At 70.8% G+C, this 25959-nt stretch carries 19 protein-coding genes and 1 pseudogene; 9 read left to right on the plus strand and 11 right to left on the minus strand.

Translation table 11 applies throughout. The features are described from left to right. Positions 1-88: 88 nt before the first annotated feature. The 4 genes from ABZ490_RS41500 to ABZ490_RS41515 are packed head-to-tail and all read left to right on the plus strand — an operon-like array spanning position 89 to position 4868. Entirely contained in the window at positions 89-463 is a 375-nt protein-coding gene (locus ABZ490_RS41500) for a DUF6507 family protein (protein WP_359002665.1), read from the plus strand. Next, on the plus strand, positions 460-2781 hold the full coding sequence (locus ABZ490_RS41505) for a hypothetical protein (RefSeq protein WP_359002667.1): 2322 nt from the start codon (positions 460-462) through the stop codon (positions 2779-2781). Before ABZ490_RS41500 ends, ABZ490_RS41505 begins: the two co-directional genes overlap by 4 nt. Before the next feature lie 9 nt (positions 2782-2790). After that, positions 2791-3438 carry a hypothetical protein gene (locus tag ABZ490_RS41510; RefSeq protein ID WP_359002669.1) on the plus strand — a complete coding sequence of 216 codons (648 nt, stop codon included), beginning with the start codon at positions 2791-2793 and terminating at the stop codon, positions 3436-3438. Between the two features lie 14 nt (positions 3439-3452). Further along, a complete protein-coding gene (locus tag ABZ490_RS41515) occupies positions 3453-4868 on the plus strand; it encodes a DUF6177 family protein (RefSeq protein ID WP_359002671.1) in 1416 nt (471 codons plus the stop codon). Positions 4869-4988: 120 nt separating this feature from the next. Here ABZ490_RS41515 and ABZ490_RS41520 read toward each other — a convergent pair whose 3' ends face one another. The 7 genes and pseudogenes from ABZ490_RS41520 to ABZ490_RS41550 form a co-directional block, all read right to left on the minus strand. Then, positions 4989-5525, minus strand: coding sequence for a ricin-type beta-trefoil lectin domain protein (locus ABZ490_RS41520; protein WP_359002673.1), 537 nt, complete (start codon positions 5523-5525; stop codon positions 4989-4991). 197 nt (positions 5526-5722) lie between these two features. Beyond that, on the minus strand, positions 5723-6943 hold the full coding sequence (locus tag ABZ490_RS41525; RefSeq protein ID WP_359002675.1) for a hypothetical protein: 1221 nt from the start codon (positions 6941-6943) through the stop codon (positions 5723-5725). Positions 6944-7231: 288 nt separating this feature from the next. Then, the gene (gene rbsD / locus ABZ490_RS41530) at positions 7232-7621 is read right to left on the minus strand and encodes a D-ribose pyranase (protein ID WP_359002677.1); all 390 of its coding nucleotides are present in this window, start codon (positions 7619-7621) and stop codon (positions 7232-7234) included. Next, positions 7618-8517, minus strand: a complete 900-nt coding sequence (locus tag ABZ490_RS41535; RefSeq protein ID WP_359002679.1) for a ribokinase — start codon at positions 8515-8517, stop codon at positions 7618-7620. The genes rbsD and ABZ490_RS41535 overlap by 4 nt, the downstream gene beginning before the upstream one ends. 68 nt (positions 8518-8585) lie before the next feature. Then, positions 8586-10572: pseudogene (locus tag ABZ490_RS41540) on the minus strand (substrate-binding domain-containing protein). Then, a complete protein-coding gene (locus tag ABZ490_RS41545; RefSeq protein ID WP_359002681.1) occupies positions 10562-12100 on the minus strand; it encodes a sugar ABC transporter ATP-binding protein in 1539 nt (512 codons plus the stop codon). Before ABZ490_RS41545 ends, ABZ490_RS41540 begins: the two are co-directional and overlap by 11 nt. After that, complete coding sequence (locus tag ABZ490_RS41550) at positions 12097-13167, minus strand: LacI family DNA-binding transcriptional regulator (protein ID WP_359002683.1); 1071 nt, start codon at positions 13165-13167, stop codon at positions 12097-12099. The genes ABZ490_RS41545 and ABZ490_RS41550 overlap by 4 nt, the downstream gene beginning before the upstream one ends. 210 nt (positions 13168-13377) lie before the next feature. Between ABZ490_RS41550 and ABZ490_RS41555 the strand changes: the two genes are divergently transcribed. From ABZ490_RS41555 to ABZ490_RS41565, 3 genes are all read left to right on the plus strand, one after another. Then, complete coding sequence (locus ABZ490_RS41555; RefSeq protein WP_359002685.1) at positions 13378-13701, plus strand: hypothetical protein; 324 nt, start codon at positions 13378-13380, stop codon at positions 13699-13701. Between the two features lie 48 nt (positions 13702-13749). Beyond that, the gene (locus ABZ490_RS41560) at positions 13750-16002 is read left to right on the plus strand and encodes an ATP-dependent RecD-like DNA helicase (protein ID WP_359002687.1); all 2253 of its coding nucleotides are present in this window, start codon (positions 13750-13752) and stop codon (positions 16000-16002) included. Positions 16003-16233: 231 nt separating this feature from the next. Next, on the plus strand, positions 16234-17523 hold the full coding sequence (locus tag ABZ490_RS41565; protein WP_359002689.1) for a citrate synthase: 1290 nt from the start codon (positions 16234-16236) through the stop codon (positions 17521-17523). Between the two features lie 614 nt (positions 17524-18137). On the opposite strand, the gene ABZ490_RS41570 is transcribed toward ABZ490_RS41565, so the two are convergent. From ABZ490_RS41570 to ABZ490_RS41585, 4 genes are all read right to left on the minus strand, one after another. Then, positions 18138-20384 carry a heavy metal translocating P-type ATPase gene (locus ABZ490_RS41570; RefSeq protein WP_359002691.1) on the minus strand — a complete coding sequence of 749 codons (2247 nt, stop codon included), beginning with the start codon at positions 20382-20384 and terminating at the stop codon, positions 18138-18140. Positions 20385-20403: 19 nt separating this feature from the next. Continuing rightward, the gene (locus ABZ490_RS41575) at positions 20404-20643 is read right to left on the minus strand and encodes a heavy-metal-associated domain-containing protein (protein WP_359002693.1); all 240 of its coding nucleotides are present in this window, start codon (positions 20641-20643) and stop codon (positions 20404-20406) included. Between the two features lie 74 nt (positions 20644-20717). Next, the gene (locus ABZ490_RS41580; RefSeq protein WP_359002695.1) at positions 20718-21668 is read right to left on the minus strand and encodes a PrsW family intramembrane metalloprotease; all 951 of its coding nucleotides are present in this window, start codon (positions 21666-21668) and stop codon (positions 20718-20720) included. A 154-nt stretch (positions 21669-21822) separates the two neighbouring features. Further along, complete coding sequence (locus ABZ490_RS41585) at positions 21823-22482, minus strand: TetR family transcriptional regulator (RefSeq protein WP_359002697.1); 660 nt, start codon at positions 22480-22482, stop codon at positions 21823-21825. A 142-nt stretch (positions 22483-22624) separates the two neighbouring features. Here ABZ490_RS41585 and ABZ490_RS41590 point away from each other — a divergent pair, with 142 nt between their 5' ends. Further along, entirely contained in the window at positions 22625-24922 is a 2298-nt protein-coding gene (locus ABZ490_RS41590; RefSeq protein ID WP_359002699.1) for an MMPL family transporter, read from the plus strand. Continuing rightward, complete coding sequence (locus ABZ490_RS41595) at positions 24882-25925, plus strand: zinc-dependent alcohol dehydrogenase family protein (RefSeq protein ID WP_359002701.1); 1044 nt, start codon at positions 24882-24884, stop codon at positions 25923-25925. The genes ABZ490_RS41590 and ABZ490_RS41595 overlap by 41 nt, the downstream gene beginning before the upstream one ends. The last annotated feature ends 34 nt before the right edge of the window (positions 25926-25959 follow it).

Consider the following 25959-nt stretch of genomic DNA (forward strand, 5'->3'; position numbering starts at 1 on the left):
TCTGACGTCCCGTCGCTTTTGCAATCGCCCATGCGAGAATGTGTTCGACGCGCTGTGGTGCGAGGGTCACGAGCGACGGGGGAGCAGGGTGACGGGCTGGGACATAGACGTCGCCGGAGTGCGCGGAGTTCTGCGGAACACCGGCACGGCGGCGAAGTCACTGTCGGACACGGGCCGGGCGATGCAGGGCAACCTGGAGGAGGCGGCCTCGGCGGCGGGGACGATCACCAGCCAGTACGGCCCGTACAGCAGCACGGCCGGGCTGGTGGGCGCGGCGCTGGCGGAGTTCCTGGACCAGTGGAGCCGTGATCTGGTGTACATCGCCGAGCGGACGTCGAAGTCGCTGAACGGCGCGGCCGAGGCCACGGGCCACTACGCCCAGGGCGACCTGACGATGGCGGCCACGGCACAGCGGGAGGCGGCCAAGGAGCCGAAGGTCGATCTGCCGGGGGCGGCCAGGTGAGCGACGGGGCAACCCTGATCGACCCGTCCGGCATACCGCACTTCATCGGGGACCTGTCCACCCTGGACACGGACGTGATGTTGCTGACCGCGAACGCGGCCCAGTTCCGGGCGTCGGGCGCGAACGTCCACACCACGTTCCAGAACCTCTCCGCCGTCTACCGCACCCCTGACGCGGCCGACCTGCTCTCCTCCACCCTGCCGGTGCAGACGAAGGCCGACGGTTTCGCCGACGACCTGGAGAAGGTCGCGTCCGCGCTGTCGGCCTACGGCGCGGAAGTCCAGCCGCTGATCGACAGACTGGCCACCCTGAAGACGGACGCCACAGCCTTCGTCGAGTCACTGTCCGGCGACGACGACTGGCGCAAGGATCAGGACAAGGTCGACCGCAACAACGCGCTCTGGCGGGATGTCAACCACACGGTCGCGGCCTTCCAGGCGGCCGAGCGGACCTGCCACAACAAGATCACCGCACTGGTCGGCGGCTCGAAGACCACCGTCGACGACGGCTCGCACGGCGAGCACATGTACGGCTACCGCGCCGAGGACCTCGACCATGCGCCGGAGACCCCGTGGGGCGCCCCGGCGGAGCGGGAGTACGAGGGCCGGGACTGGCTGACCCACCAGGCCGGCCAGGTCTGGGACGGCATCTGGACCGACGGCGTGATGGCCACGATCCACGGCGTGGGCACCCTGTTCGGCGCCGACGGCGCGGACGCGGCGGGCAAGGCCTGGAAGGGTCTGGCCCAACTCGCCACGGCCTCGGCCCTGACCAGCGCGACCCTCGGCACGTGGTGGCTCGTCCCGGACGACCGACTCCCGTCCTGGCTCCGCGACTCCCGTACGGCCTACAAGGAGACGGTCAAGGGATTCGTCGCCTGGGACACCTGGAAGACCAACCCGTCCCGCGCGGCGGGCGCGGTGGGCTTCAACGTGCTGACCTTGCTGGGCACGGAGGGCACGGGCGCCGCGGCCAAGACGGGCGCCGCGGCCCGCGCCCTGTCGACGGCGGGCAAGATCGGCCGAGCCATCGACCCGATGACATACGCCGGCAAGGCGGGCACGCTCGCCTTCACCAAGGTCGGCGACACCTTCCGCACCCTGAAGAACCTCCACTCGGGCACGACCCTGGACCTGCTGGAACGAGCGGACACGCTCCGGTCCCCGGAGATCCCGGAGAGCGCGGTGCCGTACCTCGACGACGCCACCGGCAACATCGTCTACCTCACCGACGAGGGCCACCTCCTCAACGCGGACGGCTCCCTGCACCAGCACGCCGACGAAGCCGCACACGAACTCTCGGCCGACGACCGCTCCGAGCTGAACCCGGCCGTCCAGCCGAGTCGTTCCCGTGAACTGGTTGGGGCTGACGCCCAGGCCTCACACGGTGCCGGCGCCGCTCGTTCCGGGGGGTACGAACCGGGACGCGCGGGCGAAAGTCCTGGGAGCAGCCGCGGCTCTGGCGGTCACGACGTCCCGAACGGGCATGAAGTGCCCAGGCCGCACACCGATTCGCCTTCGGGCACGTCACCGCACGGGCTCGCAGACGGACACCAGACGGATTCGGCTCAGGGGCATGGGCCGAGTCATGATGACCCGGTCACCCCGGCTGAGGCCGGGAGCCATGGCAACGCCCCGGGTGCGCCTCAGGACATCGATCCCGCTGCGTATACGAGGAACATCGACGACGCCGCGAACGCCCCGACAGGCCGGATGGATCCGGAACAGGAAACCGGCGTCCTCCAGGAGCTGTCCCGCGCCAAAATGCCGGAGCCGGACCAGCAGAAGGTGCTGCACGCCCTGCGCAAGGATCCGTACGGCGCAGGTGTCGCCGAGTTGCTCTCCCGAGGGCACCTGCGTGACATGGAGGGCTACCGGAAGCTGTTGGACATGTGCAAACAAGGCCCCACCAAGACCGACAGGGGCATGGTTCCCGCCGCACACATGGCCATGAGGCTCGCCACTGACCTTCAGGAGCGCGGCGTGGGCCGAGTCGGGGTGGAACTGGACACGGACACATTCGATCTCGACGTCTACACGCGCCACGCCGACGGTTCAGTCGAATACGGCTACCAGCTCAAGGACGTCACGAATATCCAGGGCATCAAGAACGCTGTCGGGAAGGCGGCGAAGCAGTTGAACTATCCTGGGATCGGTCACCGAGTCGCACTCCTGGATGTTCATCAGCCCATGGGGGACCTGACAGCCAGGATGTTCAATGAGGCAGAATTCCGGGCGAGGAATGCCGGGATGACAGTCCTCCTTCGTTTCACCGACGGTTCCATAACCGTCCCCCCAAACGGCCCGACGCTCCCTTAAGGAAGCACCATGTCGACATTGTTGCGTGCGCCTCGGGAGCGCGCTTCGTGGTTCTGGGATCTGTACGAATTCGGCGCACCAGGGTTGGAGTCGGCTCTCGCGCTCGCGGCTCGGACGAGTGAAGTGCTGGCCCTGCATGCGCTTCTGGTGCCAGTTCGTCTTGAGTACGTCTGGAACGTCGCAGGTGCCGGGACCACAGGCATCACGACCACGCTTGAGCTCGCCGCGTGGCCCCTCGGCGATCCGGGCCTGCCGGAACAGGTGAGAGGCAGCAGACCCGCGGCCCACCCCACCGCAGACATCGCGGACTTCAGCGTGCTCGGTACGGGAACCTGGATCGACGGGGAGGACCGCCCCCGGAACGAATACCGACTGGTCGAGCTCTCGTTCTCCACCGCCCCCACAGGTCTGTCGGTCGAACTCGCCGTGCACCATGACATCTGGGGCCGCTACGAATTCTCGGGGCGTCCTCATCCGGAGATCCACCGAAGGAACGCACCTCGGCTGGCCGTCGCCTTGCGAGACCTCACCGCTTTGTTCGGCATGCCTCCCGAGCCGGGTGAGCGAACGTATTTCGGAATGGCCACCGTCGAAGGGCTCGCTGAGCCGGAAGCGGACGCGAACGGCAGGGGTCCTGACCTGACCGGCCGACTCTGACGACGGGAACCCGCATGACCACGGACGTCATCGCCCTCACCCCGAAGATGCCCGACCAGGCCTCACTCCTGGCCGCCCTCCACGCCGGCGGCCCCGGCCTGGAGCTGACGGCCACCGATGACGGTGCGGTCATCCGGTTGTGCACGGAGGCGGGCCGCCCGCTGGTGTCCGTAGAGGCCCCGTTGCTCGTCCACGTTCCGGGCGAGGCAGAGCGTCTCCTGGGGGCCGGGACCGCCGCCCCGCGGCCGCCGTACTGGTGGACCGAGGTACGCGCCTCCACCACACCCCCCGAGGCGGAGCCACTCGCGCAATCCGTGTGCGGACGCCTGACCATGCTCCTGGGCGGAACCACCTGGCCACCCGGAGCAGCCCACACGGCCCGGGTCACCGTCCCCGACGAGCAGCCTTCCGGCACCCAGGACGTCCCGACCGTCGACGCGCTGACCGACTCGACCGCAGTCGTCCTCTCCGACCGCCCGCTCCTCCCGCTCACCGCCTGGCTCTCCGACACCCTCCGCACCGCGGCACAGTCGAACCGCGCCCTCCACCTCGTCACACCGCCCCACGTCCGCCTCACCCTCCCCCTGCGCACCGCACTCGGCGGAGCACCCAACCGCTGGGTCGTACAGGATCCGCAGGGCGGCGGCTACTACGACGGTCTGTCCGGGGTACGACTGACCTGGCAGAGCGGCACCTTCACACCGATCGACGGCACGCTCGCCGACGCCTTCACCGCGGGTGCCGCGCTCACCGAGCACCGGCAGCTCACCCTCGCCTTCCGCACGGTGCACACGCCCGACGAGCGGCTCGTCCTCGGCCGCGCGCTGGAGGCGGCCTGGCGGCACCTCACCGGTTCCGCGCCCGTCGGCTGGGGCACGGCCGAGCCGATCAACCTCCCCTGGTCGCCTCACCAGTTGACCGACCTCGCCCGGGACCGGGCCCCCGCCCCCACCCACCTCGTCGCCGTCGGCGCGCCCGACCGTCCGGCGGCCATCGCCACCCAGCGCATCGCCCGTACGACGGCTGGCGTCGCCGAGGAGATCACACTCACCCTCGGCTACGAGCACCCGCACCACATGCCGCTCGACACCTTGGAATCCCTCGCCGCGACCCTCGTCACGGAACACGGCCTGACGACGATGCTCACCACGGTCCGCGCCGCCCGCGCCGACCTCACCCTGCCGCCCCGGGTGGAGGGCCCGCCCCTCCCGGTCTCGTTCACCCTGGGGTCGCGCGACGTGAAGAAGGTCGGCCTTCCGCACGCGAGCCGCCCCCCGATCGCCGTACAGCCGCGCCCACTCGGCTCATCGGCGTCCCCGGCCCTCCACTATCCCCTCGGGGACGGAACAGACCCGAGGGCCTGGACAGCACTCCAGGCCCTCGGCGCCCATCTCAAGACCGCTGCGGGAAGCGCAGGGGCCCGTCCTTGACAGCGGTGTGCATCTGGGGGCCGCGGACACCGACATGACGGCCGGACGCGACGCCCCGAAGATCGACCCCGCCGACGCGCCCCGCCGGCGGAACGCTTGCCGATCTACGTCGACAGGCCTCTAGCCCAGCTTCCAGTGCTGGTACGGGCCGCCGTTGCAGCCGAGCATGTACGCGTCGCCGCTGCCGTCGGCGTCCACGCAGTTGGCGAGCGGCATGTCCCTGAGCTGGACGTCGTTCCAGCCCGAGCCCTGCGCCTGGAACAGCTGGGAGGCGTCGCCGCCGTTGCAGGGGACCGTGGCAAGCCCCAGCTGCTGGGTCAGGCACGTGTTGGTCGCCGTGTGACGGACCATGACGACGTCGTAGCTGGCGTGGTAGACGATCTCCACCTGCCACTGCTGCCACTGGTTCCCCGACTGGCAGCCGTTCGTGTAGACATCCCCCTTGCCGCTCTCGTTCGCGGGGCCGCCGTCGAGGCAGCGCCCGGTCGCCAGGCTGCTCAGGTGGGCCGGCCCGAGGACGGTCACCGCGGACGCGGTGCTCGTGCCGAAGAACGAGAACATCAGGCTCAGGCCGACGGCGAAGGCCGCCGCCCAACCCCGGAACGCGAACCGCCCCAGACCGCGGGGCCGGGCCTCTAACGCCACTGTATTCAGCATGTTTTGATCTCTCCGCTTTGCCGTGCTCTGCAGTGTCCATGGCGGGCCTGTGTCACAGGCCGCACGGCCGGAGTCAACCACTGGCGGATTGCCGTGCTGTTGTCCCCGATCCTTCTCGGGCTCGGGGTGCGCGGCCGGGGCAGGGGCGCCGTCCGCGCCTGCTGCCCCGGCCGCTCCGTCAGACCGACGCTAGAACGCTAGAACCGGTCCAGCAGCCACGTGCACAGCTCCTCCGTCGGCAGCGTGTGCGGGGTCGTCGCGGTCGAGCAGTGGAACTCGTCCACGCCGCTCCGGGACGGGTCCAGGCCGTCGACCCGCGCGTACAGGTCGCCCTGCCGCTCGAAGTCCGAGATGTCGACCGCGCTGACCGACGGGACGAAGCACACGTGCGGTTGCCGCAGGTCCGCCTCGCCGCCGGCCTCGATCATCGAGTTCGCGAGGATCTCGTACGTCGCGAGCGTCCCGCCCGGTGCGCCGTCCAGCTCGGGGAAGCCGCTGGTCGTGACGGTCTGCTCGGTCTTCGGGAACTTCCGGTGCAGGTAGGCGACCGTCACGTCGTCGCCCTGCGCCTGGGCGTAGAACGTGGTGCCGGGGTAGCGGACGTCGAGCCGCAGTGTGACCTCGCCGGGCTCGACGTCGGGCAGCCCGATGCCGTCGCCGCGGCCGTTGGCGACGGCCAGCTTGCGCGGGATCCGCGGCCACTGGCCGACCCGGTCCAACTCGTTGAGCAGCGCGGTGCGTTCGGGCGCCACCCCGGTCTTCTGGGTCTTCTTGTCGTAGTGCTGCCACAGCATCTGCCGCGCGGCCGCGCTGTCCATCTGCTGCGCGAAGGGGTGGGGCTTGAGGTCCAGGCCGTACGGGAGCAGGTACGCGAACGCCTGGACGCCGATGGGGATGGAGGCGCCGCGGTGCGGGGTGTCGAACGAGAAGTACACACCCGTCTGGTGCTCGTCCTCGTGGAAGTCGGTCTCCATCCGGGCGAGCGTGTAGCGCGTGATGAGGCCGCCCATGCTGAAGCCGCCGACGATCAGCCGTTCGTTGCCCGAGCGGCGCTCGATGGCCTTGCGGATGGTTCCCTCGACCGCCTGGGAGTTGGTCAGGATGGAGTCCGTGCGGTTGTCGAAGCCGAGCAGGACGACATCCTTGTGGCGTCGGCGGAGTTCGCTGATGAGGGGGTAGTCCTCGCCCTCCAGGAACTCGTAGAGCTCCTTCAGCTTGCTCTTGCCGTGGTTGAAGCCGTCGGCGATGATCACCGGCCGGGTGAGGGTGGTGTTGCCCTCGCCGTAGAACACCCAGGCGAACCCCTTCTCGACGGTCCACTCCTCGTCGAAGTCCGGTACCTCTACCGGGTGGGAGGGGGAGTCGAGCGGGTCGCCGATGGTGAACGGCGTGACGGGGGCCTCGGTCGCTTCGGACATGGTCGTGCTCCTCGGGGGAGGGGAGAGGGGGACGACCACATCATGTGGCACATTTGGGGCAAATCGCCTGTCGGAAACTTTCTGGAAAGCCGTGCAACAAGCCGTGCAACCCTTCCGGGCCCTTGCGTGTCGTACAGGGCGTCGGGACCTCTGGAGGGGGGATCTGGGGGGATCGCGGGGGGTTTCGACAGCTGGAGGGGGAAAGCCGAGGGGCCCGGTCGACGGACCGGGCCCCTCGAAGCATTCCGCGGCGTCACCGCCGACCCTCCAGCGGGTCTCGTCAGCGGTTCAGAAGAACACCCCGCAGCGCAGCAGCACGTTCGCGTACGGCCGTGCCTCGCCCGTGCGGACCACCAGCCGGGCCCCCGCCGACAGCTCTTTCAGTTCTTCGTGCGAGACGTAGGCCAGTCGGGTGAAGTGGCCCGTCAGGAGGCGCGCGGCCGCCGGATTCGCCTCCCGTACCTCCGAGGCCGCCGTCGCACCCTCCACGACCAGCTCCTCCAGCAGGCCCTCCACGACCTCCGCGAAGGACGGCACCCCCGCCCGGAAGGCGAGGTCGACCACCCGGGGGCCGTCCGGGATCGGCATACCGGCGTCGCATACCAGCACCCCGTCCCCGTGGCCCAACGCGGCCAGCGCGCCGGAGAGATGACGGTTGAGGATGCCCGCCTTCTTCACAGGGCCCCGACCTCCTCGGCGGTGGGGAAGGACACCTGGGCGCCCTCCTTGGTGACCGCGGCCGCCCCGACCCGGGCGGCGTACGCGGCGGCGACGGGCAGGGGTTCGCCGAGCCCCAGCCGCCAGGCGAGTGCCGCGGTGAACGCGTCGCCCGCCCCGGTCGTGTCCACGGCCGTGACCTGCACGGCCGCGATCCGGGCGGTCCCGTCCGCGTCCGCCACCAGCGCGCCGTGCGCGCCCAGGGTGACGACCACCGAGCGGGGTCCGAGGGCGAGCAGCCCCCGCGCCCAGTCCTCGGGCCCGGCGCCCGCGAGGTCCCCGAGCACCACGCGTGCCTCGTGCTCGTTCACGATCAGCGGGTCGCAGGCGGCCAGCACCTCGGCGGGCAGCGGCAGCGGCGGTGAGGGGTTCAGGACGAAACGGCTGCCCGGAGCCAGATTCCGTACGGTCTCCACGACCGTCTCCAAGGGGATCTCCAGCTGTGCCGAGACCACCCGTGCGGCCCGGAACAGGCTCCCGGCCGCACGGACGTCCGCGGGGGCCAGCCGGCTGTTGGCGCCCGGGGAGACCACGATGCTGTTGTCCCCGGACGGGTCCACCGTGATCAGCGCGACCCCGGTGGGAGCCCCGCCCGTGAGGATGCCGGCGGTGTCCACGCCGGCCGCTCGCAGGGAGTCGTCGAGCAGCCGGCCGTGCGCGTCGTCGCCGACCCGGGCCAGCAGCGCCGTACGGGCCCCCAGGCGGGCGGCCGCGACGGCCTGGTTGGCGCCCTTGCCACCCGGGTGGACGGCCAGGTCGGAGCCGAGGACCGTCTCGCCGGCCGCCGGGCGGCGGTCGACGCCGATCACCAGGTCGGCGTTGGCCGACCCTACGACCAGCAGGTCGTAGCCGTGCATCGTTGTGTTTCCTTACGTCGGTTCGGGCGTCCCCGTGCGGGACGACGTCAACTTGTCCGCGGACGACGTCAGGAGGAGAACTCCGCGACGTTCGCCGTGGTGACGACCTTGACCGGCACCTTGACCGTGGTGTCGACCTTCTTGCCCTTGGCGGCCTTCACGGCGTTCTCGACGGCCAACTGGCCCAGCAGCTGGGGCTGCTGCGCCACCGAGGCGAACAGCGTGCCCGCCTTGACCGCGGTCAGTCCGTCCGGCGTGCCGTCGAAGCCCACGACCTTGACCGTCTTGCCGGCCTTGCTGCCCAGGGCCTTGATCGCGCCGAGCGCCATCTCGTCGTTCTGCGCGAAGACACCGGTGATGTCCGGGTGGGCCTGGAGCAGGTTGGTGGTGACGTCGAGGCCCTTGGTGCGGTCGAAGTCGGCCGGCTGCGAGGCGACGACCTTGATGTCCGGGTAGGCCTTCAGTCCCTCGGTGAAGCCCTGGCCGCGCTCGTTGGCGGCCGAGGTGCCGGCGGTGCCCTGCAGGACCAGGATGGTGCCCTTGCCGCCGAGGGCCTCGGCGATGGTCTGGGCGGCGAGCTTGCCGCCGGCGACGTTGTCCGAGGCGACGGTGGTGGCGACCGTGGCCTTGTTGACCGTGCGGTCCGCGGCGACGACGGGGATGTTCGCGTTGTTGGCGGCCTTGACGGAGGGGCCGGCGGCGTCGGAGTCCACCGGGTTGATGATGATCGACTTCACGTTCTGGCTGGTGAAGTTGTCGATCTGGTTGGCCTGCTGGGAGGCGTCGTTCTGCGCGTCGGTGACGGTGAGGGAGACGCCCTCCTTCTTCGCCTCGGCCTGGGCGCCCTCCTTCAGCTGCACGAAGAAGGGGTTGTTGAGGGTGGAGAGCGACAGACCCACCTTCAGATCGGAGGAGCCGGACGACCCGGAGTCGCACGCGGTGGCGGTGAGGGCGAGCGAGGCTATGACGGCCGTGGCGACGGAGATCTGCTTGATGCGCATGACGGTTCCTTGCGGGTGAGGTGAGGGTGCGGGTGCGGGGGGACCGTGGGGACGGGGGCCGGAGACGTGCGGCGTGCGGCTACGAACGCCGGCGGAGCGTGTCCAGCAGGACGGCGAGCGCGATCACGACGCCGATGACGACCTGCTGCCAGAAGGCGGAGACCGACAGCAGGTTGAGGCCGTTGCGGAGCACCGCGAGGATCAGCGCGCCGATGAGGGTGCCCGACGCCTTGCCGACCCCGCCGGAGAGGCTGGCGCCGCCGATCACGACCGCGGCGATCGCGTCGAGCTCGTATCCGTACGCCGCCTGCGGCTGGGCGGAGGCCAGCCGGGAGGCGAGGACGATGCCCGCGACGGCCGCGAAGGCGCCGGCCAGGGCGTAGATGACCAGCTTCTGGCGCTTGACGCGGATGCCGGAGAGCCGGGCGGCCTCCTCGTTGCCGCCGATCGCGTACATGGTGCGGCCGATGTACGTGCGGTTCAGGACCACGGCGGTGATCAGGCCCATCACGATCATCACCAGGACCGGTACGGGCAGCCAGCCGCCGATGGTGGTGCCCAGCTTCGACACCGAGTCGGGGAAGGCGATCGGGCTGCCCTGCGAGATGACCAGGGCGAGGCCGCGGCCCACCGACAGCATGGCCAGGGTCGCGATGAAGGGCGGCAGCTTGCCGAAGGAGATGAGCGCGCCGCTGATCAGACCGCTGCCGACGCCGGTGGCGATGGCGAGCAGGACCGCGATCCACACCGGGACGCCCTGGTCGGTGGCGGCCCAGGCCAGCACGGTGGCGGAGAGCGCGGCGACCGAGCCGACCGACAGGTCGATGCCGGCCGAGACGATCACGAAGGTGACACCGAAGGCCAGGATCGCGGTGACGGCCGCCTGGACGCCGACGTTGAGGAGGTTCTGGGTGGCCAGGAAGTCGCCGGACAGGAACGACATGGCCACGGCCAGGACGACCAGGGCGGTGAGGGCACCGTTGTCGAGGAGCATCCGGCGCAGTGCGAGGGCACCACCCGTGTGCGTACTGCTCTTGAGCGTGTCAGTGGCCACGGGAGACCTCCACATCCTTTACTGCTGTGTTCGTTGCCGCGGTCGCGCTGACGGCCAGCGCCATGACGGCGTCCTGTGTTGCTTCCTGGGCGGAGAGTTCGCCCGCGATCCGGCCCTGGGACATCACCAGGACGCGGTCGCTCATGCCCAGCACCTCGGGGAGGTCGCTGGAGATCATCAGAACCGCGTGCCCGGAGGCGGTCAGTTCGTTGATCAGCTGGTAGATCTCGACCTTGGCGCCCACATCGATGCCGCGGGTCGGCTCGTCGAGGATGAGCACCTGGGTGTCGGCCAGCAGCCACTTGCCGATGACGACCTTCTGCTGGTTGCCCCCGGACAGCGTCCGCACATGCTGGTGCAGTCCGGCCATCCGGACCTTGAGCTGTCCGGAGATCCGGTCGGCGGCCCGCCGCTGCCCGGACCGGTCGACGAAGCCCGCGCGGGTGGAACGGCCCAGGGTGACCAGGCCGAGGTTCTCCTGCACGGTGGCGTCCAGCACCAGACCCTGGCCCTTGCGGTCCTCGGGGACGAGGCCGATCCCGGCGTCCATGGCGGCGTTGACGTCGTGCCGGCGGAGCGGCCGGCCCTGCACCTCGACGGTGCCGGAGTCGTAGGGATCGGCGCCGAAGACGGCCCGTACGACCTCGGTACGGCCCGCGCCGACCAGACCCGCCAGGCCGACCACCTCGCCCGCCCGGACCTCGAAGCCGATGTCGTGGAAGACGCCGGCCCGGGTGAGGCCGCTGACCTTGAGCAGGGGTGCCCCGGCCGCGGCGCGTTCACGCGGGTACTGCTGGTCGATGCTCCGGCCGACCATGAGCCGGACGAGTTCGTCCTCGGGGGTGTCCGCCGGGACCTGGTCGACGCTGCGGCCGTCGCGCAGGACGGTGACGCGGTCGCCGAGGGCGGCGATCTCCTCCAGGTGGTGGGTGATGAAGACGATGCCGACGCCGTCGTCCCGCAGCTTCCGCACGATCCGGAAGAGCTTCTCGACCTCTTCGGTGGTCAGGACCGCGGTGGGCTCGTCCATGATCAGGACCCGCGCGTCGAGGCTCAGGGCCTTGGCGATCTCGACCATCTGGAGCCGGGCGATGCCCAGTTCGCGTACCTGTGTGCTCGGGTCGACGTCGACACCCACGCGGGCGAGGAGTTCGGCGGCGTCCGCGTTCATCCGCCTGCGGTCGAGCAGACCGAAGCGGCGCGGCTGGCGGCCCAGGAAGATGTTCTCGGCCACGCTGAGGTCGGGAACGAGGTTGAACTCCTGGTAGATGGTGGCGATGCCGAGCCGTTCGGCGTCCTGCGCGCCCTGGATGCGGGTCTCGGCGCCGTCCACCAGGATGCGGCCGGCGTCGGGGCGGTAGGCGCCGGAGAGCATCTTGATGAGGGTGCTCTTGCCGGCTCCGTTCTCGCCGAGCAGCACGTGCACCTCGCCGCGGCGCAGGTCGAAGTCCACGCTGTCGAGCGCGACGACGCCGGGGAAGGTCTTGCGTATCCCTTCGATACGCAGCAGTTCGTCCGGGTGGCTCACGTGGTGCTCCTCAGGTCCTTCGGCGAAGAGGCGGCAGGGGAAGAGGCGGCAGGGGAAGAGGCGGCAGGGGAGGAGGCGGCCTCGCCGCACGAGCGGCGCACGACGAGCCGGGCGGGGAGGGTGACGGACCGCGAGGGCCGCCCCTCGATGCGGTCCACCAGGGCGCGCACGGCGGCCCGGCCCAGCTCCCCCGTCGGCTGGGCGATCGCCGTGATCGGCGGATCCGTGTGCACGAACCACCGGATGTCGTCGAACGCGGCCAGCGCGAGGTCGTCCGGGACGCGCAGCCCGCGCGCGCGGACGGCGTCCAGCGCGCCGAGGGCCATCAGGTTGTCCGTGGCGAACACGACCTCGGGCGGTTCGGGCAGGTCGAGGAAGCCGTCGGTGACCCGGCGTCCGCTCTCGGCCTGGAAGTCGCCCTGCCCGATGTAGGCGTCCGGCAGGGGGAGCCCGTACTCGGCCATCGCGGCCCGGAAGGCCTCGACGCGCTCGCTGCCGGTGGTGGTGGCGGCCGGGCCCGCGATGATGGCGAGCCTGCGGTGCCCCAGCCCGTGCAGATGCGCGACGAGGTCCCGTACCGCCGCCCGCCCGTCGGCCCGTACGACGGGCACGTCGACACCCGGGATCCACCGGTCGACGAACACCATCGGGGTGCCCGCGCGCGCGGCGTCGAGGATCAGCGGCGAGCCGCCGTCGGTGGGGGAGACCAGCAGACCGTCGATCCGGCGGTCCAGCAGGGTCCGTACGTGGTGGTCCTGGAGGTCGGGCCGTTCGTCGGCGTTGCCGATGATCACGCTGTAGCCGAGCGCGCGGGCCTCCTCCTCCACGGAGCGGGCCAGCTCGGTGAAGTACGGGTTCATCACATCGCTGATGACCAGGCCGAGGGTGCGGGTCTGGTCGGTGCGCAGCGACCGGGCGACGGCGTTCGGGCGGTAGCCCAGGGCCTCGACGGCGGCCAGCACGCGCGTGCGTGCGTCCTCGCTGACCGACGGATGGTCGTTCAGGACGCGCGACACCGTGGCGACGGAGACCCCCGCCTCGGCGGCCACGTCCTTGATGCTCGCCATCGCCGCTCCACCTCCTCGTGGAATCGATTACATCGCTGTGTATGGAGGATTGGAATCGATTACACGGGTGTTAATCAAGACTCCGGCGTGGCTGAAACCGATTTGTGATGAACCCCGGAGCGGGGCGATCTAGGCTTCCCGTGTCCGGGCGCGGGTGGCATGCCCGCGCCAACGAAGATCCGACAGAAGTCCGACAGGGGAGAAAGAGACATGCGCGCAGCCCGGATACTCGGAGCGTCCATGGGGGCGGCCGCCCTGGTGGGGGCCGGAGTCGTGTTCGCGAGCCCGGCGGCCGCGGCGTCCTGCACGGCGACCGCCCTGGAGACGGTCATCATCCGTTCGAGCACCAGCACCAGCGGCACGGCCCTCGCCCAGGTCAACAAGGGCCAGAGCGCGTCGGCGTCCTGTGCCTCGTACTACGGCAGCTCCTCGTACGAGAAGTGCGGCATCATCAGCAAGCGCTGGGTGAAGGTCACCAGGAGCGGCGTGACCGGCTATGTGGTCGGCACCTGCGTGACGCTCGCCGAGAACTGACGGCCGACGCCCGACGGGACTGTCGGTGCCGGGCGGTACCGTCGGATCATGACCGATCAGGCGGGGGCCGCCCCGGCGGGAGAGCGGCGACTGGCCACCCTCGAAGGCGTACTGGAACGCATCACGTACGCCAACGAGGAGAACGGCTACACGGTCGCCCGGGTGGACACCGGCAGAGGCGCCGGCGACCTTCTCACGGTCGTCGGCGCGCTGCTCGGCGCCCAGGTCGGCGAGTCGCTGCGGATGGAGGGCCGCTGGGGCTCGCACCCGCAGTACGGCAAGCAGTTCACCGTGGAGAACTACACGACCGTGCTGCCGGCCACCGTCCAGGGCATCCGGCGCTACCTCGGATCCGGCCTGGTCAAGGGCATCGGCCCGGTCTTCGCCGACCGCATCACCCAGCACTTCGGCGTCGACACCCTGACGATCATCGAGGAGGAGCCGAAGCGCCTGATCGAGGTGCCCGGCCTCGGCCCCAAGCGCACGAAGAAGATCGCCGACGCCTGGGAGGAGCAGAAGGCGATCAAGGAGGTCATGCTGTTCCTCCAGACCGTCGAGGTGTCCACCTCCATCGCGGTCCGGATCTACAAGAAGTACGGCGACGCGTCCATCTCCGTCGTCAGGAACCAGCCCTACCGGCTGGCCGCCGACGTCTGGGGCATCGGCTTCCTCACCGCCGACCGGATCGCGCAGTCCGTCGGTATCCCGCACGACAGTCCGGAGCGCGTCAAGGCGGGCCTGCAGTACGCGCTGTCGCAGTCCGCCGACCAGGGCCACTGCTATCTGCCCGAGGAGCGGCTGATCGCCGACGCGGTGAAGCTGCTCCAGGTCGACACCGGTCTGGTCATCGAGTGCCTGGCCGAACTGGCCGAGCCGGACGAGGACTCCGGCGAGCCGGGTGTCGTACGGGAGAAGGTCCCCGGCGAGGACGGCGAGGCGGTCACCGCCGTCTACCTCGTCCCCTTCCACCGCGCCGAACTCTCCCTCTCCGCCCAGGTGCTGCGGCTGCTGCGCACCGAGGAGGACCGGCTGCCGGCCTTCCGCGAAGTGGCCTGGGACAAGGCCCTGGCCTGGCTGAAGGGCCGTACCGGCACCGACCTCGCGCCCGAGCAGGAGGCGGCCGTGCGGCTCGCGCTGACCGAGAAGGTCGCGGTGCTCACCGGCGGCCCGGGCTGCGGCAAGTCCTTCACCGTGCGCTCGATCGTGGAGCTGGCCCGGGCCAGGAAGGCCAAGGTCGTGCTGGCCGCGCCCACCGGCCGCGCCGCCAAGCGGCTGGCCGAGCTGACCGGCGCCGAGGCCTCGACCGTCCACCGGCTGCTGGAGCTCAAGCCGGGCGGCGACGCGGCGTACGACCGGGACCGGCCGCTCGACGCCGATCTGGTGGTGGTCGACGAGGCGTCCATGCTGGACCTGCTGCTGGCCAACAAGCTGGTGAAGGCCGTACCGCCGGGCGCGCGGCTGCTGTTCGTCGGGGACGTCGACCAGCTCCCCAGCGTCGGCGCGGGCGAGGTGCTGCGCGACCTCCTCGCCGACGGCAGCCCGGTGCCCGCCGTGCGGCTCACCCGCGTGTTCCGCCAGGCCCAGCAGTCGGGCGTGGTGACGAACGCGCACCGGATCAACGCCGGGCAGCATCCGGTCACCGACGGCATGAAGGACTTCTTCCTCTTCGTCGAGGACGACACCGAGGAGGCCGGGCGGCTCACCGTGGACGTGGCGGCCCGCCGGATCCCGGCGAAGTTCGGCCTGGACCCGCGCCGGGACGTGCAGGTGCTGGCGCCCATGCACCGCGGGCCCGCCGGCGCCGGCACGCTCAACGGGCTGCTCCAGCAGGCCATCACGCCCGGTCGGCCCGATATGGCGGAGAAGCGGTTCGGCGGGCGGGTGTTCCGTGTCGGCGACAAGGTCACCCAGATCCGCAACAATTACGAGAAGGGGAAGAACGGTGTCTTCAACGGCACGGTGGGCGTGGTCACCTCGCTCGATCCGGTGGACCAGCGCCTGACGGTACTGACGGACGAGGACGAGGAGGTTCCGTACGAGTTCGACGAACTGGACGAACTGGCCCACGCGTACGCGGTGACGATCCACCGTTCACAGGGAAGTGAATATCCCGCCGTCGTGATCCCCGTCACCACGGGAGCATGGATGATGCTCCAGCGGAACCTGTTGTATACGGCCGTCACGCGCGCGAAGCGTCTCGTCGTCCTCGTCGGCTCGCGCAAGGCGATCGGCCAGGCGGTGCGTACGGTCTCGGCGGGCCGGCGCTGTACGGCCCTCGGTTTCCGGCTCTCGGGCCGTTGAGCACGCGGTTCTCGAACGCATCACAAAAAATGATCGATCAAACGAGTCGTAAAGGTCACAGAGCACTTCCCCAACTGTGACGAAGGCGGCAGGATGAGCAAGTTGGCGGCACTGAGTGCCGTCGATAAGCCCAATGGTCGACCCCGAGTGCACTCTCCTGCGCCAAATGGGGGAGGGTAGAGACAGTCAGGGCAACCTCGAAGAAGAGGCACAACGTCGGTGAGGGATGACGTGAGCGACAACTCTGTAGTACTGCGGTACGGCGACGGCGAGTACACCTACCCGGTGATCGACAGCACCGTCGGCGACAAGGGCTTCGACATCGGGAAGCTCCGCGCCCAGACCGGTCTGGTGACCCTGGACAGCGGCTACGGCAACACCGCCGCCTATAAATCCGCCATCACGTACCTCGACGGCGAGCAGGGGATCCTCCGGTACCGCGGCTACCCGATCGAGCAGCTCGCGGAGCGGTCGACCTTCCTCGAGGTCGCCTATCTGCTGATCAACGGCGAGCTGCCGACGGTCGACGAGCTGAGCGTCTTCAAGAACGACATCACGCAGCACACCCTGCTGCACGAGGACGTCAAGAACTTCTACAAGGGCTTCCCGCGCGACGCCCACCCGATGGCCATGCTGTCCTCGGTGGTCTCCGCGCTGTCCACCTTCTACCAGGACAGCCACAACCCGTTCGACGAGAAGCAGCGCAACCTCTCCACGATCCGTCTGCTCGCCAAGCTTCCGACGATCGCGGCGTACGCCTATAAGAAGTCGATCGGTCACCCGTTCGTCTACCCGCGCAACGACCTCGGGTACGTCGAGAACTTCCTGCGCATGACCTTCTCGGTCCCCGCCCAGGAGTACGAGCTCGACCCGGTCGTGGTCTCCGCCCTGGACAAGCTCCTCATCCTGCACGCGGACCACGAGCAGAACTGTTCGACCTCCACGGTCCGTCTCGTCGGCTCCTCGCAGGCGAACATGTTCGCCTCGATCTCGGCCGGCATCAACGCGCTCTGGGGCCCGCTGCACGGCGGCGCCAACCAGTCCGTGCTGGAGATGCTCGAGGGCATCCAGGCGGGCGGCGGCGATGTCGACTCCTTCATCTCCAAGGTGAAGAACAAGGAGGACGGCGTCCGCCTGATGGGCTTCGGCCACCGGGTGTACAAGTCCTTCGACCCGCGCGCCAAGATCATCAAGGCGGCGGCGCACGATGTCCTCTCGGCCCTCGGCAAGTCCGACGAGCTGCTGGACATCGCCCTCAAGCTGGAGGAGCACGCGCTCTCCGACGAGTACTTCGTCCAGCGCAACCTGTACCCGAACGTGGACTTCTACACGGGTCTGATCTACCGCGCGATGGGCTTCCCGACCGAGATGTTCACGGTCCTCTTCGCCCTCGGCCGCCTTCCGGGCTGGATCGCCCAGTGGCACGAGATGATCAAGGAGCCGGGTTCCCGCATCGGCCGTCCCCGGCAGATCTACACGGGCGTGGTCGAGCGCGACTTCGTTCCGGTCGAGGAGCGCTAGGGCCTCCGGCGGGGGAGCCGAACGGGTACCCCCGCCACCGGTTCTTCGTCGGGCGCGGGTGCGTGGGGGTCGTTCGCGCAGTTCCCCGCGCCCCTTCAGGACATAGCGGAAGGCGCCCCGGCGTCAGTCCCCCCACGGGCCGACGACCAGGGCGCCTTCCCATGTCCCGGTGCGGATTCCCCCCACGGGATCCGGCCGGGCGTTCAGAGGACAGCGCCTGAATTCGCTGTGTCGATATGCGGTTGTTGTGCCTGCGGTTGAGCACAACGGGAGGAACCCGCCGTACTACCGCGTGTGCGATGTGCCGGGACGCGCACGCTGGGAGGGCCGCTCAAAGCTTCCCGGTGTACGTGCCCCGGCAACGCATCTCTGAGGAAGTCCCCCAAGACATCCCCAGATGCCGGTCCGCGCCCCCCAAGACGCTTTCCGACACCGTCAACTTAGACCTTCGAACCCCTTCGGTGGTTACGTTCACATCACTGTGATCTGTGTCTCTTGCATATGTCCGTTAGATGCGCAAGAGCCCGGATACAGCGAGCGAGGCCCAAGCGTAAGGATGATGCGCGAGCCTTGTGAAGAGCTTATGTGAGGCTCGCGCAGGACTCCAGGGGGTCTCAGTCAAAGGTGCGCAACCTGAGACTGTTCGTCACCACGAAGACCGACGAGAAGGCCATCGTGGCCCCGGCGATCATCGGGTTGAGCAGTCCGGCGGCGGCCAGCGGCAGCGCGGCCACGTTGTAGCCGAACGCCCACACCAGGTTGCCCTTGATCGTGGACAGGGTCCGCCGGGACAGCCGGATGGCGTCCGCCGCCACCCGCAGGTCCCCGCGCACCAGCGTCAGATCGCCCGCCTCGATGGCCGCGTCCGTCCCGGTGCCCATGGCCAGCCCCAGATCGGCGGTGGCGAGCGCGGCCGCGTCGTTCACGCCGTCGCCGACCATCGCGACGACCCGCCCCTCGTCCTGGAGCCGCCGTACGACGTCGACCTTGTCCTCGGGCAGCACCTCGGCGATCACCTCGTCGATGCCGACCGCCGCCGCGACCGCCTCGGCGACGGCCCGGTTGTCCCCGGTCAGCAGCACCGGGGTGAGCCCCAGCGCGCGCAGCTCCCGGACCGCCTCGGCGCTGGTCTCCTTGACCGCGTCGGCGACCGCGAGCACCCCGCGCGCGCTTCCGTCCCAGCCGACGACGACGGCCGTACGACCGTCCCGCTCGGCCTTGTCCTTGGCGCGGGCCAGCTCCTGCGGAAGGTCCTCGAAGAGCCGCCCCACGGCCACCTCGCGCCCCTCCACACGCCCTCGTACGCCCCGCCCGGGCACGTTCTCGAAGTGCTCGGCCGCCGGCAGCACCCCGGCGCGTTCCTCCGCGCCCGCGGCCACCGCGCGGGCGACCGGGTGCTCGGAGGCGTGCTCCAGGGCACCCGCGAGCCGCAGCAGCTCGCTCTCGTCCGTGCCGTCCGTGACGTACACGTCCTGGAGGGTCATCCGGCCGGTGGTGACGGTGCCCGTCTTGTCGAGGACGACGGTGTCGACGCGGCGGGTCGACTCCAGGACCTCGGGCCCCTTGATGAGGATGCCGAGCTGGGCGCCGCGGCCGGTGCCGACCAGGAGGGCCGTGGGGGTGGCGAGCCCGAGGGCGCACGGGCAGGCGATGATCAGCACGGCGACGGCCGCGGTGAACGCGGCGACGCTGTCGCCGGTCGCGCCGAGCCAGCCGCCGAAGGTGGCGGTCGCGAGCACCAGGACCACGGGTACGAAGACGCCCGCGATGCGGTCGGCGAGCCGCTGCACCTCGGCCTTGCCGTTCTGCGCGTCCTCGACGAGCCGCGCCATCCGGGCGAGCCGGGTGTCGGCGCCGACCCGGGCGGCCTCGACGACGAGCCGCCCGCCGGCGTTCACGGTCGCACCGGTGACGGGGTCGCCCGGCCCGACGTCCACCGGCACGGACTCGCCCGTCAGCATCGACGCGTCGACCGCCGAGACGCCCTCGACGATCGTGCCGTCGGTGGCGATCTTCTCCCCGGGCCGTACGACGAACCGGTCGCCCACGACCAGCCGGTCGGCCGGGATCCGGGTCTCCCGCCCGTCGCGCAGGACGGAGACGTCCTTGGCGCCCAGCTCCATCAGCGCCCTGAGCGCCGCGCCCGCGCTCCGCTTGGAGCGGGCCTCGAGATAGCGGCCGAGCAGGATGAGGGCGGTGACCCCGGCGGCGACCTCCAGATAGATCGCGGAGGTGCCGTCCGTGCGGGAGACGGTGAGCTCGAACGGGTGCCGCATGCCGGGCATGCCCGCGTCCCCCAGGAACAGCGCCCACACCGACCAGCCGAAGGCGGCCAGCGTGCCCACGGACACCAGGGTGTCCATGGTGGCGGTGCCGTGCCGCAGGTTCGTCCAGGCGGCCCGGTGGAGCGGGGCGCCGCCCCAGACGACGACGGGCGCGGCGAGCGTCAGCGAGAGCCACTGCCAGAAGTCGAACTGGAGGGCGGGGACCATCGCGAGCAGCACGACGGGCGCCGCGAGGAGGACGGTGACCTGGAGCCGGTGGCGCAGGGCCGAGAACTCGGGGTCGCTCCCGTCCGCGCTCCCGGCCCCCTCGTCGGCGGGCTTCGCGCGGACGGGTTCCTCGGCCGTGTAGCCCGTCTTCACCACGGTCGCGATGAGGTCGGCGACCTCGGTCCCGGGCGGATAGCTGATCTTCGCCTTCTCGGTGGCGTAGTTGACCGTCGCGGTCACCCCGTCCATCCGGTTCAGCTTCTTCTCCACCCGGGACGCGCAGGTGGCGCAGGTCATTCCGCCGATCAGCAGTTCGACCTCGGCGGTCGGCGCGGCTATCGGCGCGTCGGTGGCGGTGCTCGTCGTCATGGCCATGGGGGCGGTCGGGTCAGGCCCGGCCGGCCAGCTCGAAACCGGCCTCGTCGACGGCGGCGCGCACGGCCTCGTCGTCGAGCGGGGCGGCGGAGACGACGGTGACCTCGCCGGTGGCGGCGACCGCCTTGACGGAGGCGACCCCGGGCAGTTCGGAGATCTCGCCGGAGACGGAGCCCTCGCAGTGGCCGCAGCTCATGCCGCTCACCTGGTAGACGGTGGTGACGGAGCCCGCGGTGTCGGTCGATGCGGTCATGTCGTTCTCCTGAGGGAGGCGGATGGGGTCGCCGGGGAACCTGAGAGGTCTCCCAGTGGCTCCACACTATACCCCTAGGGGGTATTTCTCCAAGAAGGGTCCTGGCGTGCCAGCGAGCGCACCCAGGCCACCCCGAGCAGGGCCACGAGCACCGTCGCGCCGACCGAGAACAGCGTGAGCAGATGCTGCTGCTCCGTGGTCGGCCGCGGGATGTACCCCTCGGCGAAGAGCCGTCGGTCCAGGCCGCCCGCGGTCAGCCGGGCCACCAGCCAGATCGCGATCCCGTGGGTGGAGTCCCACAGAGCGTGCAGCAGCGCGACGCCGGCACAGGTGCCGAGGACGGGCGCGGCGAACGGGAAACGCCCGTTCGGACGGCGGTACTCCAGCAGGACCCCGCCCGCGACCGCCGTCCACAGGCCATGTCCGAAGGGGGCGAGCACCCCGCGCAGGATCTCGGTCTCCAGCAGTGCGCCCAGGTCGATGCCGACCGTCGAGACGGCCGCGTCGAAGGCGTACCCGGCGCTCTCCGGGGCGGCGAAGCCGAAGCCGACGGCCGCGCCCAGCACCACCCCGGCGCGCAGGCCCCGCAGCCGGGTCTGCCGGCGCAGCACGAACATCAGCGCGCCGAGCTTCGCCGCCTCCTCGACCAGCCCGACCCCGACGTACATCCACAGCGAGGGGTGCAGCAGGTGGGACTCCATCACGGACGCGCCGAGCACGCCCAGCGTGCCGCCGGTCAGGAAGCAGCCGAGGATCGGGCCGACGCCCAGGTCGCGCCCGTGCCGCTCGTACGCCCACAGCACGAAGGAGACCGGGACGAGGAAGCTGCCGAGCAGGATCAGGGTCGGCAGCAGGGCGGTGCTCGCGGTGGCGTACGTGACGAGCGCGGTGAGCGCCCACAGCAGCAGCCCGCCGCCCAGGCAGCGCTTCCACAGTCCGGCCCGGATCCGCGGGGCCGACGGAGGGGGCTGCTGCGGTCCGGGGATACGGGCCCGGGGCGCGCCGGGCGGCGGGGAGTGGGTCACGGCAAATCCCCTCGTCGTCAAGGGTCGCTCCGGGCAGGGGCGTGCACCCGGAGCGGATTTACCGGCACTTTATGTAGCTATGTCCCGCATCGCAGTCCGGGGCGGTCGTCCGGAGGAGGGCCGTCCGGGCGGCGGGCCCGGCTGCGGTCACGGCCTAGGGGGTCGCGGTGGCCGCGGGGGTGCGGGCCGGCTGCTCGCCGACCAGTGGTTGCAGATACCGGATCAGGACGTTCTTCAGCTCCTGGACGTACGCCGCGCGCTCGGCGCCCTCGTGGCCCAGGACCAGCTCCAGGCCCGCCTTGTACAGGCCCAGGCACATGTGGGCGGTGCGGGTGAGGTCGGCGGGCTGCGCGTCGGGCAGGAACGAGGCGAGCAGTTCCTCGATGCGGGAGAGGAGGGTCGCGTGCAGCGCGTCGTGCTCCTCGGTCATCCGGCCCGGGACGTCGGGGCCGTGCATCAGGGCGAAGAACACCGGGTGGTCGCAGTTGAAGGCGATGAACCGGTCGACGGCCGCCCCCACGGCCTCCTCGACCGGCGTCGCGGGGTCGACCGGGGCGAGCGCCTCGCCGTAGGCCTCCCGCATCTGGTGCATGAGCCGGTCGCCCAGCTCGATGGCGATCGCTTCCTTGTTCGGGAAGAACTGGTACAGCGTGCCCGGTGAGACGCCGGCCTCGCGGGCGATCGCGTTGGTGCTGGAGGCGGTGTAGCCGGTGGTGGTGAAGACGGTGGCCGCGGCCTCCAGCAGCTGCGCGATGCGCCGCTCCCCGCGCGCCTGACGGCGGCGCGGCTGTTCCTTCTCCTGGTTCTCGGGCACGCGGTTATCCCCAGCTCTTCGAACGCGGTTGACAAACGCGAGAGGTCGCTCGCATTCTTGGGATCAGAAACGCGAGCGCTATCTCGTGTTTGCCATTTTACGGTTTTCACGACTGCTTGCAGGGTGAAGGGGACACCGCACGATGACCGAAGTCAACAGCCCACCCCGCCCCGGGGGATGGACCCGCCTCGTGACCGCCAGGCCGAGGCTGACCCTGCTCGCGGCCCTGGTGCTCACCGTGCTCGCCGTGCTGGCCGGCAGCGGTGTCGCCGACCGGCTGGGCAGCGGCGGCTGGGAGGATCCGGACGCGCAGTCCACGTACGCGACCAGGGCGCTGGAGCGCGCGTTCCCCGAGTCCCAGCCCAATCTGCTGCTGCTCGTCGACGCGGGCGACGCCTCGGTGGACAGCCCGGCGGTCCGGGCCGAAGCAGCCCGGCTCACCGCCCGGCTCACCGCCGAGAAGGGGATCGTGGGCGTCGGCTCCTACTGGGCCGCCGATCCCTCGACGGCACCCGGCCTGCGCGCGAAGGACGGCCATGAGGCGCTGATCGCCGCCCGCATCACGGGCGACGAGAAGACCATGGGCGAGACCCTCGACCGCATCGCCCCCTCCTACCGGGGCGAACAGGGCCCGGTGAAGGTCAGGATCGGCGGCATCGTCGCCGTGCGGCACGAGATGCAGACCACCATCCAGGAGGACCTCACCCGCGCCGAGCTGATCGCCCTGCCGATCACCCTGGTGCTGCTGGTGATGGTCTTCGGCAGCGCGGTCGCCGCCCTGCTGCCGCTCGGCATCGGCATCGTCGCGATCCTCGGCACCAACGCGGTCCTCAGCGGCCTCACCGCCTTCACCGACGTCTCCGTCTTCGCGATGAACCTGACCACGGCCCTGGGCCTCGGCCTCGCCATCGACTACGCCCTGTTCATCGTCCGCCGCTTCCGCGAGGAACTCTCCACGGGCGCCGAACCGCTCGGCGCGATCACCACCACCCTGCGCACGGCCGGGCGCACGGTCCTGTTCTCCGCGCTCACGGTCGCGGTCTCCCTCGCGGCGATGCTCGTCTTCCCCCAGTACTTCCTGCGCTCCTTCGCCTACGCCGGCATGGCGGTGGTCCTGCTGGCCGCCGCGGCCGCCCTGATCCTGCTCCCGGCGGCCCTCGTCCTGCTGGGCGACCGGGTCAACGCACTCGACCTGCGACGGGCGTTCCGCCGAGGACCGAGGACCGCGGGCGCCGGGGCCGCCGAGGGCGGCAGGGGCTGGGCCCGCGCGGCGGACCTGGTCATGCGGCGGGCCCCGTTCTTCGCCCTGGGGACGACGGCCGTCCTGGTCCTCCTCGGACTGCCCTTCCTGGGCGTGAAGTTCGGCACGGCCGACGACCGCCAGCTCCCCTCCTCCGCCGAGTCCCACGTGGTGCAGCAGCACCTCAGGGACGGCTTCCCGGGCAGCCCCGGCGGCGGCCTGGAGATCCTCGCCGAGGGGAAGGCGACCGAGGCCCAGTACACCGCCTACAAGGCACGCGTCGTCGCTCTCCCCGCGGTGGTCCAGGTCGACGGCCCGCTGGTCAAGGGCGACACGGCGTACTTCACCGTGCAGCCCGAGGGCGAGGCCGTCGGCGACCCGGCCCAGCACCTGGTCGGCGACCTGCGCGCCCTGAAGGCCCCCTTCGACACCAAGGTGACCGGCACGGCGGCCGTCCTGGTCGACTCCAAGCACGCGATCGGCACACAACTGCCCTGGGCGGGAGCCTTCGTCGCCGTCGTCACGCTCCTGCTGGTCTTCCTCCTCACGGGCAGCGTGCTGATCCCGCTCCAGGCGGTGCTGCTCAACGCGCTCAGCCTGACGGCGATGTTCGGCGCCGTGGTCTGGGTCTTCCAGGACGGCCATCTCTCCGGCCTCCTCGGCTTCACCAGCCCCGGCTCCATCGAGACCACCCTGCCCGTCCTGATGTTCTGCGTGGCCTTCGGCCTCTCCATGGACTACGGCGTGTTCCTGCTGTCCCGCATCAAGGAGGAGCACGACGCCACCGGCGACCACGAGCGCGCGGTCCGCCTCGGCCTCCAGCGCACGGGCGGGCTGATCACGGCGGCGGCGGTCATCCTCGCGGTGGTGATGGTCGCGATAGGCACCTCCCGGGTCACCAACACCAAGATGCTCGGCCTGGGCATCGCCCTCGCGGTCCTGATGGACGCGATGGTGATCCGCAGCCTCCTGGTCCCGGCGATCATGCGCCTGACGGGCCGGGCGACGTGGTGGGCCCCGGCGCCCCTGCGCAGGTTCCACGCACGGTTCGGACTCAGCGAGGGAGATGTGCACCCCCCTAGGGACGCGGGGAACTGCCCGACCAGCCACGATGGACCCGCAGACGAAAGCGGCGACGACAACGGCGACGGGAGCCCAGATGCGAGCAGTGGTCTTCGAGAAGTTCAGCGCACCGGCTGAGGTCCGCGAGGTACCCGACCCCCACCCGGCCTCTCACGGAGTCGTCGTCCGGGTCGAGGCCACCGGCCTCTGCCGCAGCGACTGGCACGGCTGGACGGGCCACGACCCCGACATCGTCCTCCCGCACGTCCCCGGCCATGAACTGGCCGGGACCGTCGAGGAGATCGGCGCCGGCGTCACCCGCTGGCGCCCCGGCGACCGCGTCACCGTCCCCTTCGTGTGCGGCTGCGGAAGCTGCCCGTCCTGCGCGGCCGGCGACCACCAGGTGTGCGAGCGCCAGACCCAGCCCGGCTTCACGCACTGGGGCTCCTTCGCCGAGTTCGTGGCCCTGGACCACGCGGATGTGAACCTGGTCGCGATCCCGGACGACCTCTCCTACGGCACCGCCGCCTCCCTCGGCTGCCGGTTCGCCACCGCGTTCCGGGCGGTCGTGCAGCAGGGCCGGGTCGCGGCGGGGGAGTGGGTCGCGGTGCACGGCTGCGGCGGGGTCGGCCTGTCCGCGGTGATGATCGCCGCGGCGAGCGGGGCCCGGGTGGTCGCGGTGGACGTGTCGCCGCGGGCGCTGGAGCTGGCGCGGACGTTCGGCGCGGCGGAGTGCCTGGACGCGCGGGACGTGGCGGACACGGCGGCGGCGGTCCGTGACCTCACCGGCGGCGGCGCCCATCTCTCCCTGGACGCCCTCGGCTCCCCGGCCACCTGCGCCGCCTCGGTGAACGGACTGCGGCGCCGGGGCCGGCATCTCCAGGTCGGGCTGCTGCCCTCGCCCGAGGGCACCACCCCCGTCCCGCTGGCCCGTGCCATCGCCCTCGAACTGGAGATCCTCGGCAGCCACGGCATGGCCGCGCACACCTACCCCGCGATGCTGGAGGCGGTCCGGTCCGGGGTGCTGCGCCCCGACCTCCTGGTGACCTCGACGATCACCCTGGACGCCGTACCGCGGGCGCTGGCGGAGATGGGGACGGCGCCCGGTTCCGGGGTCACGGTCATCGAGCCGTGGAGCTGAGGAGGGGATGAGGACGGACGGCACCGTGCCCCGC

The organism is Streptomyces sp. NPDC005811, from assembly GCF_040630405.1.
Lineage (GTDB): Bacteria > Actinomycetota > Actinomycetes > Streptomycetales > Streptomycetaceae > Streptomyces.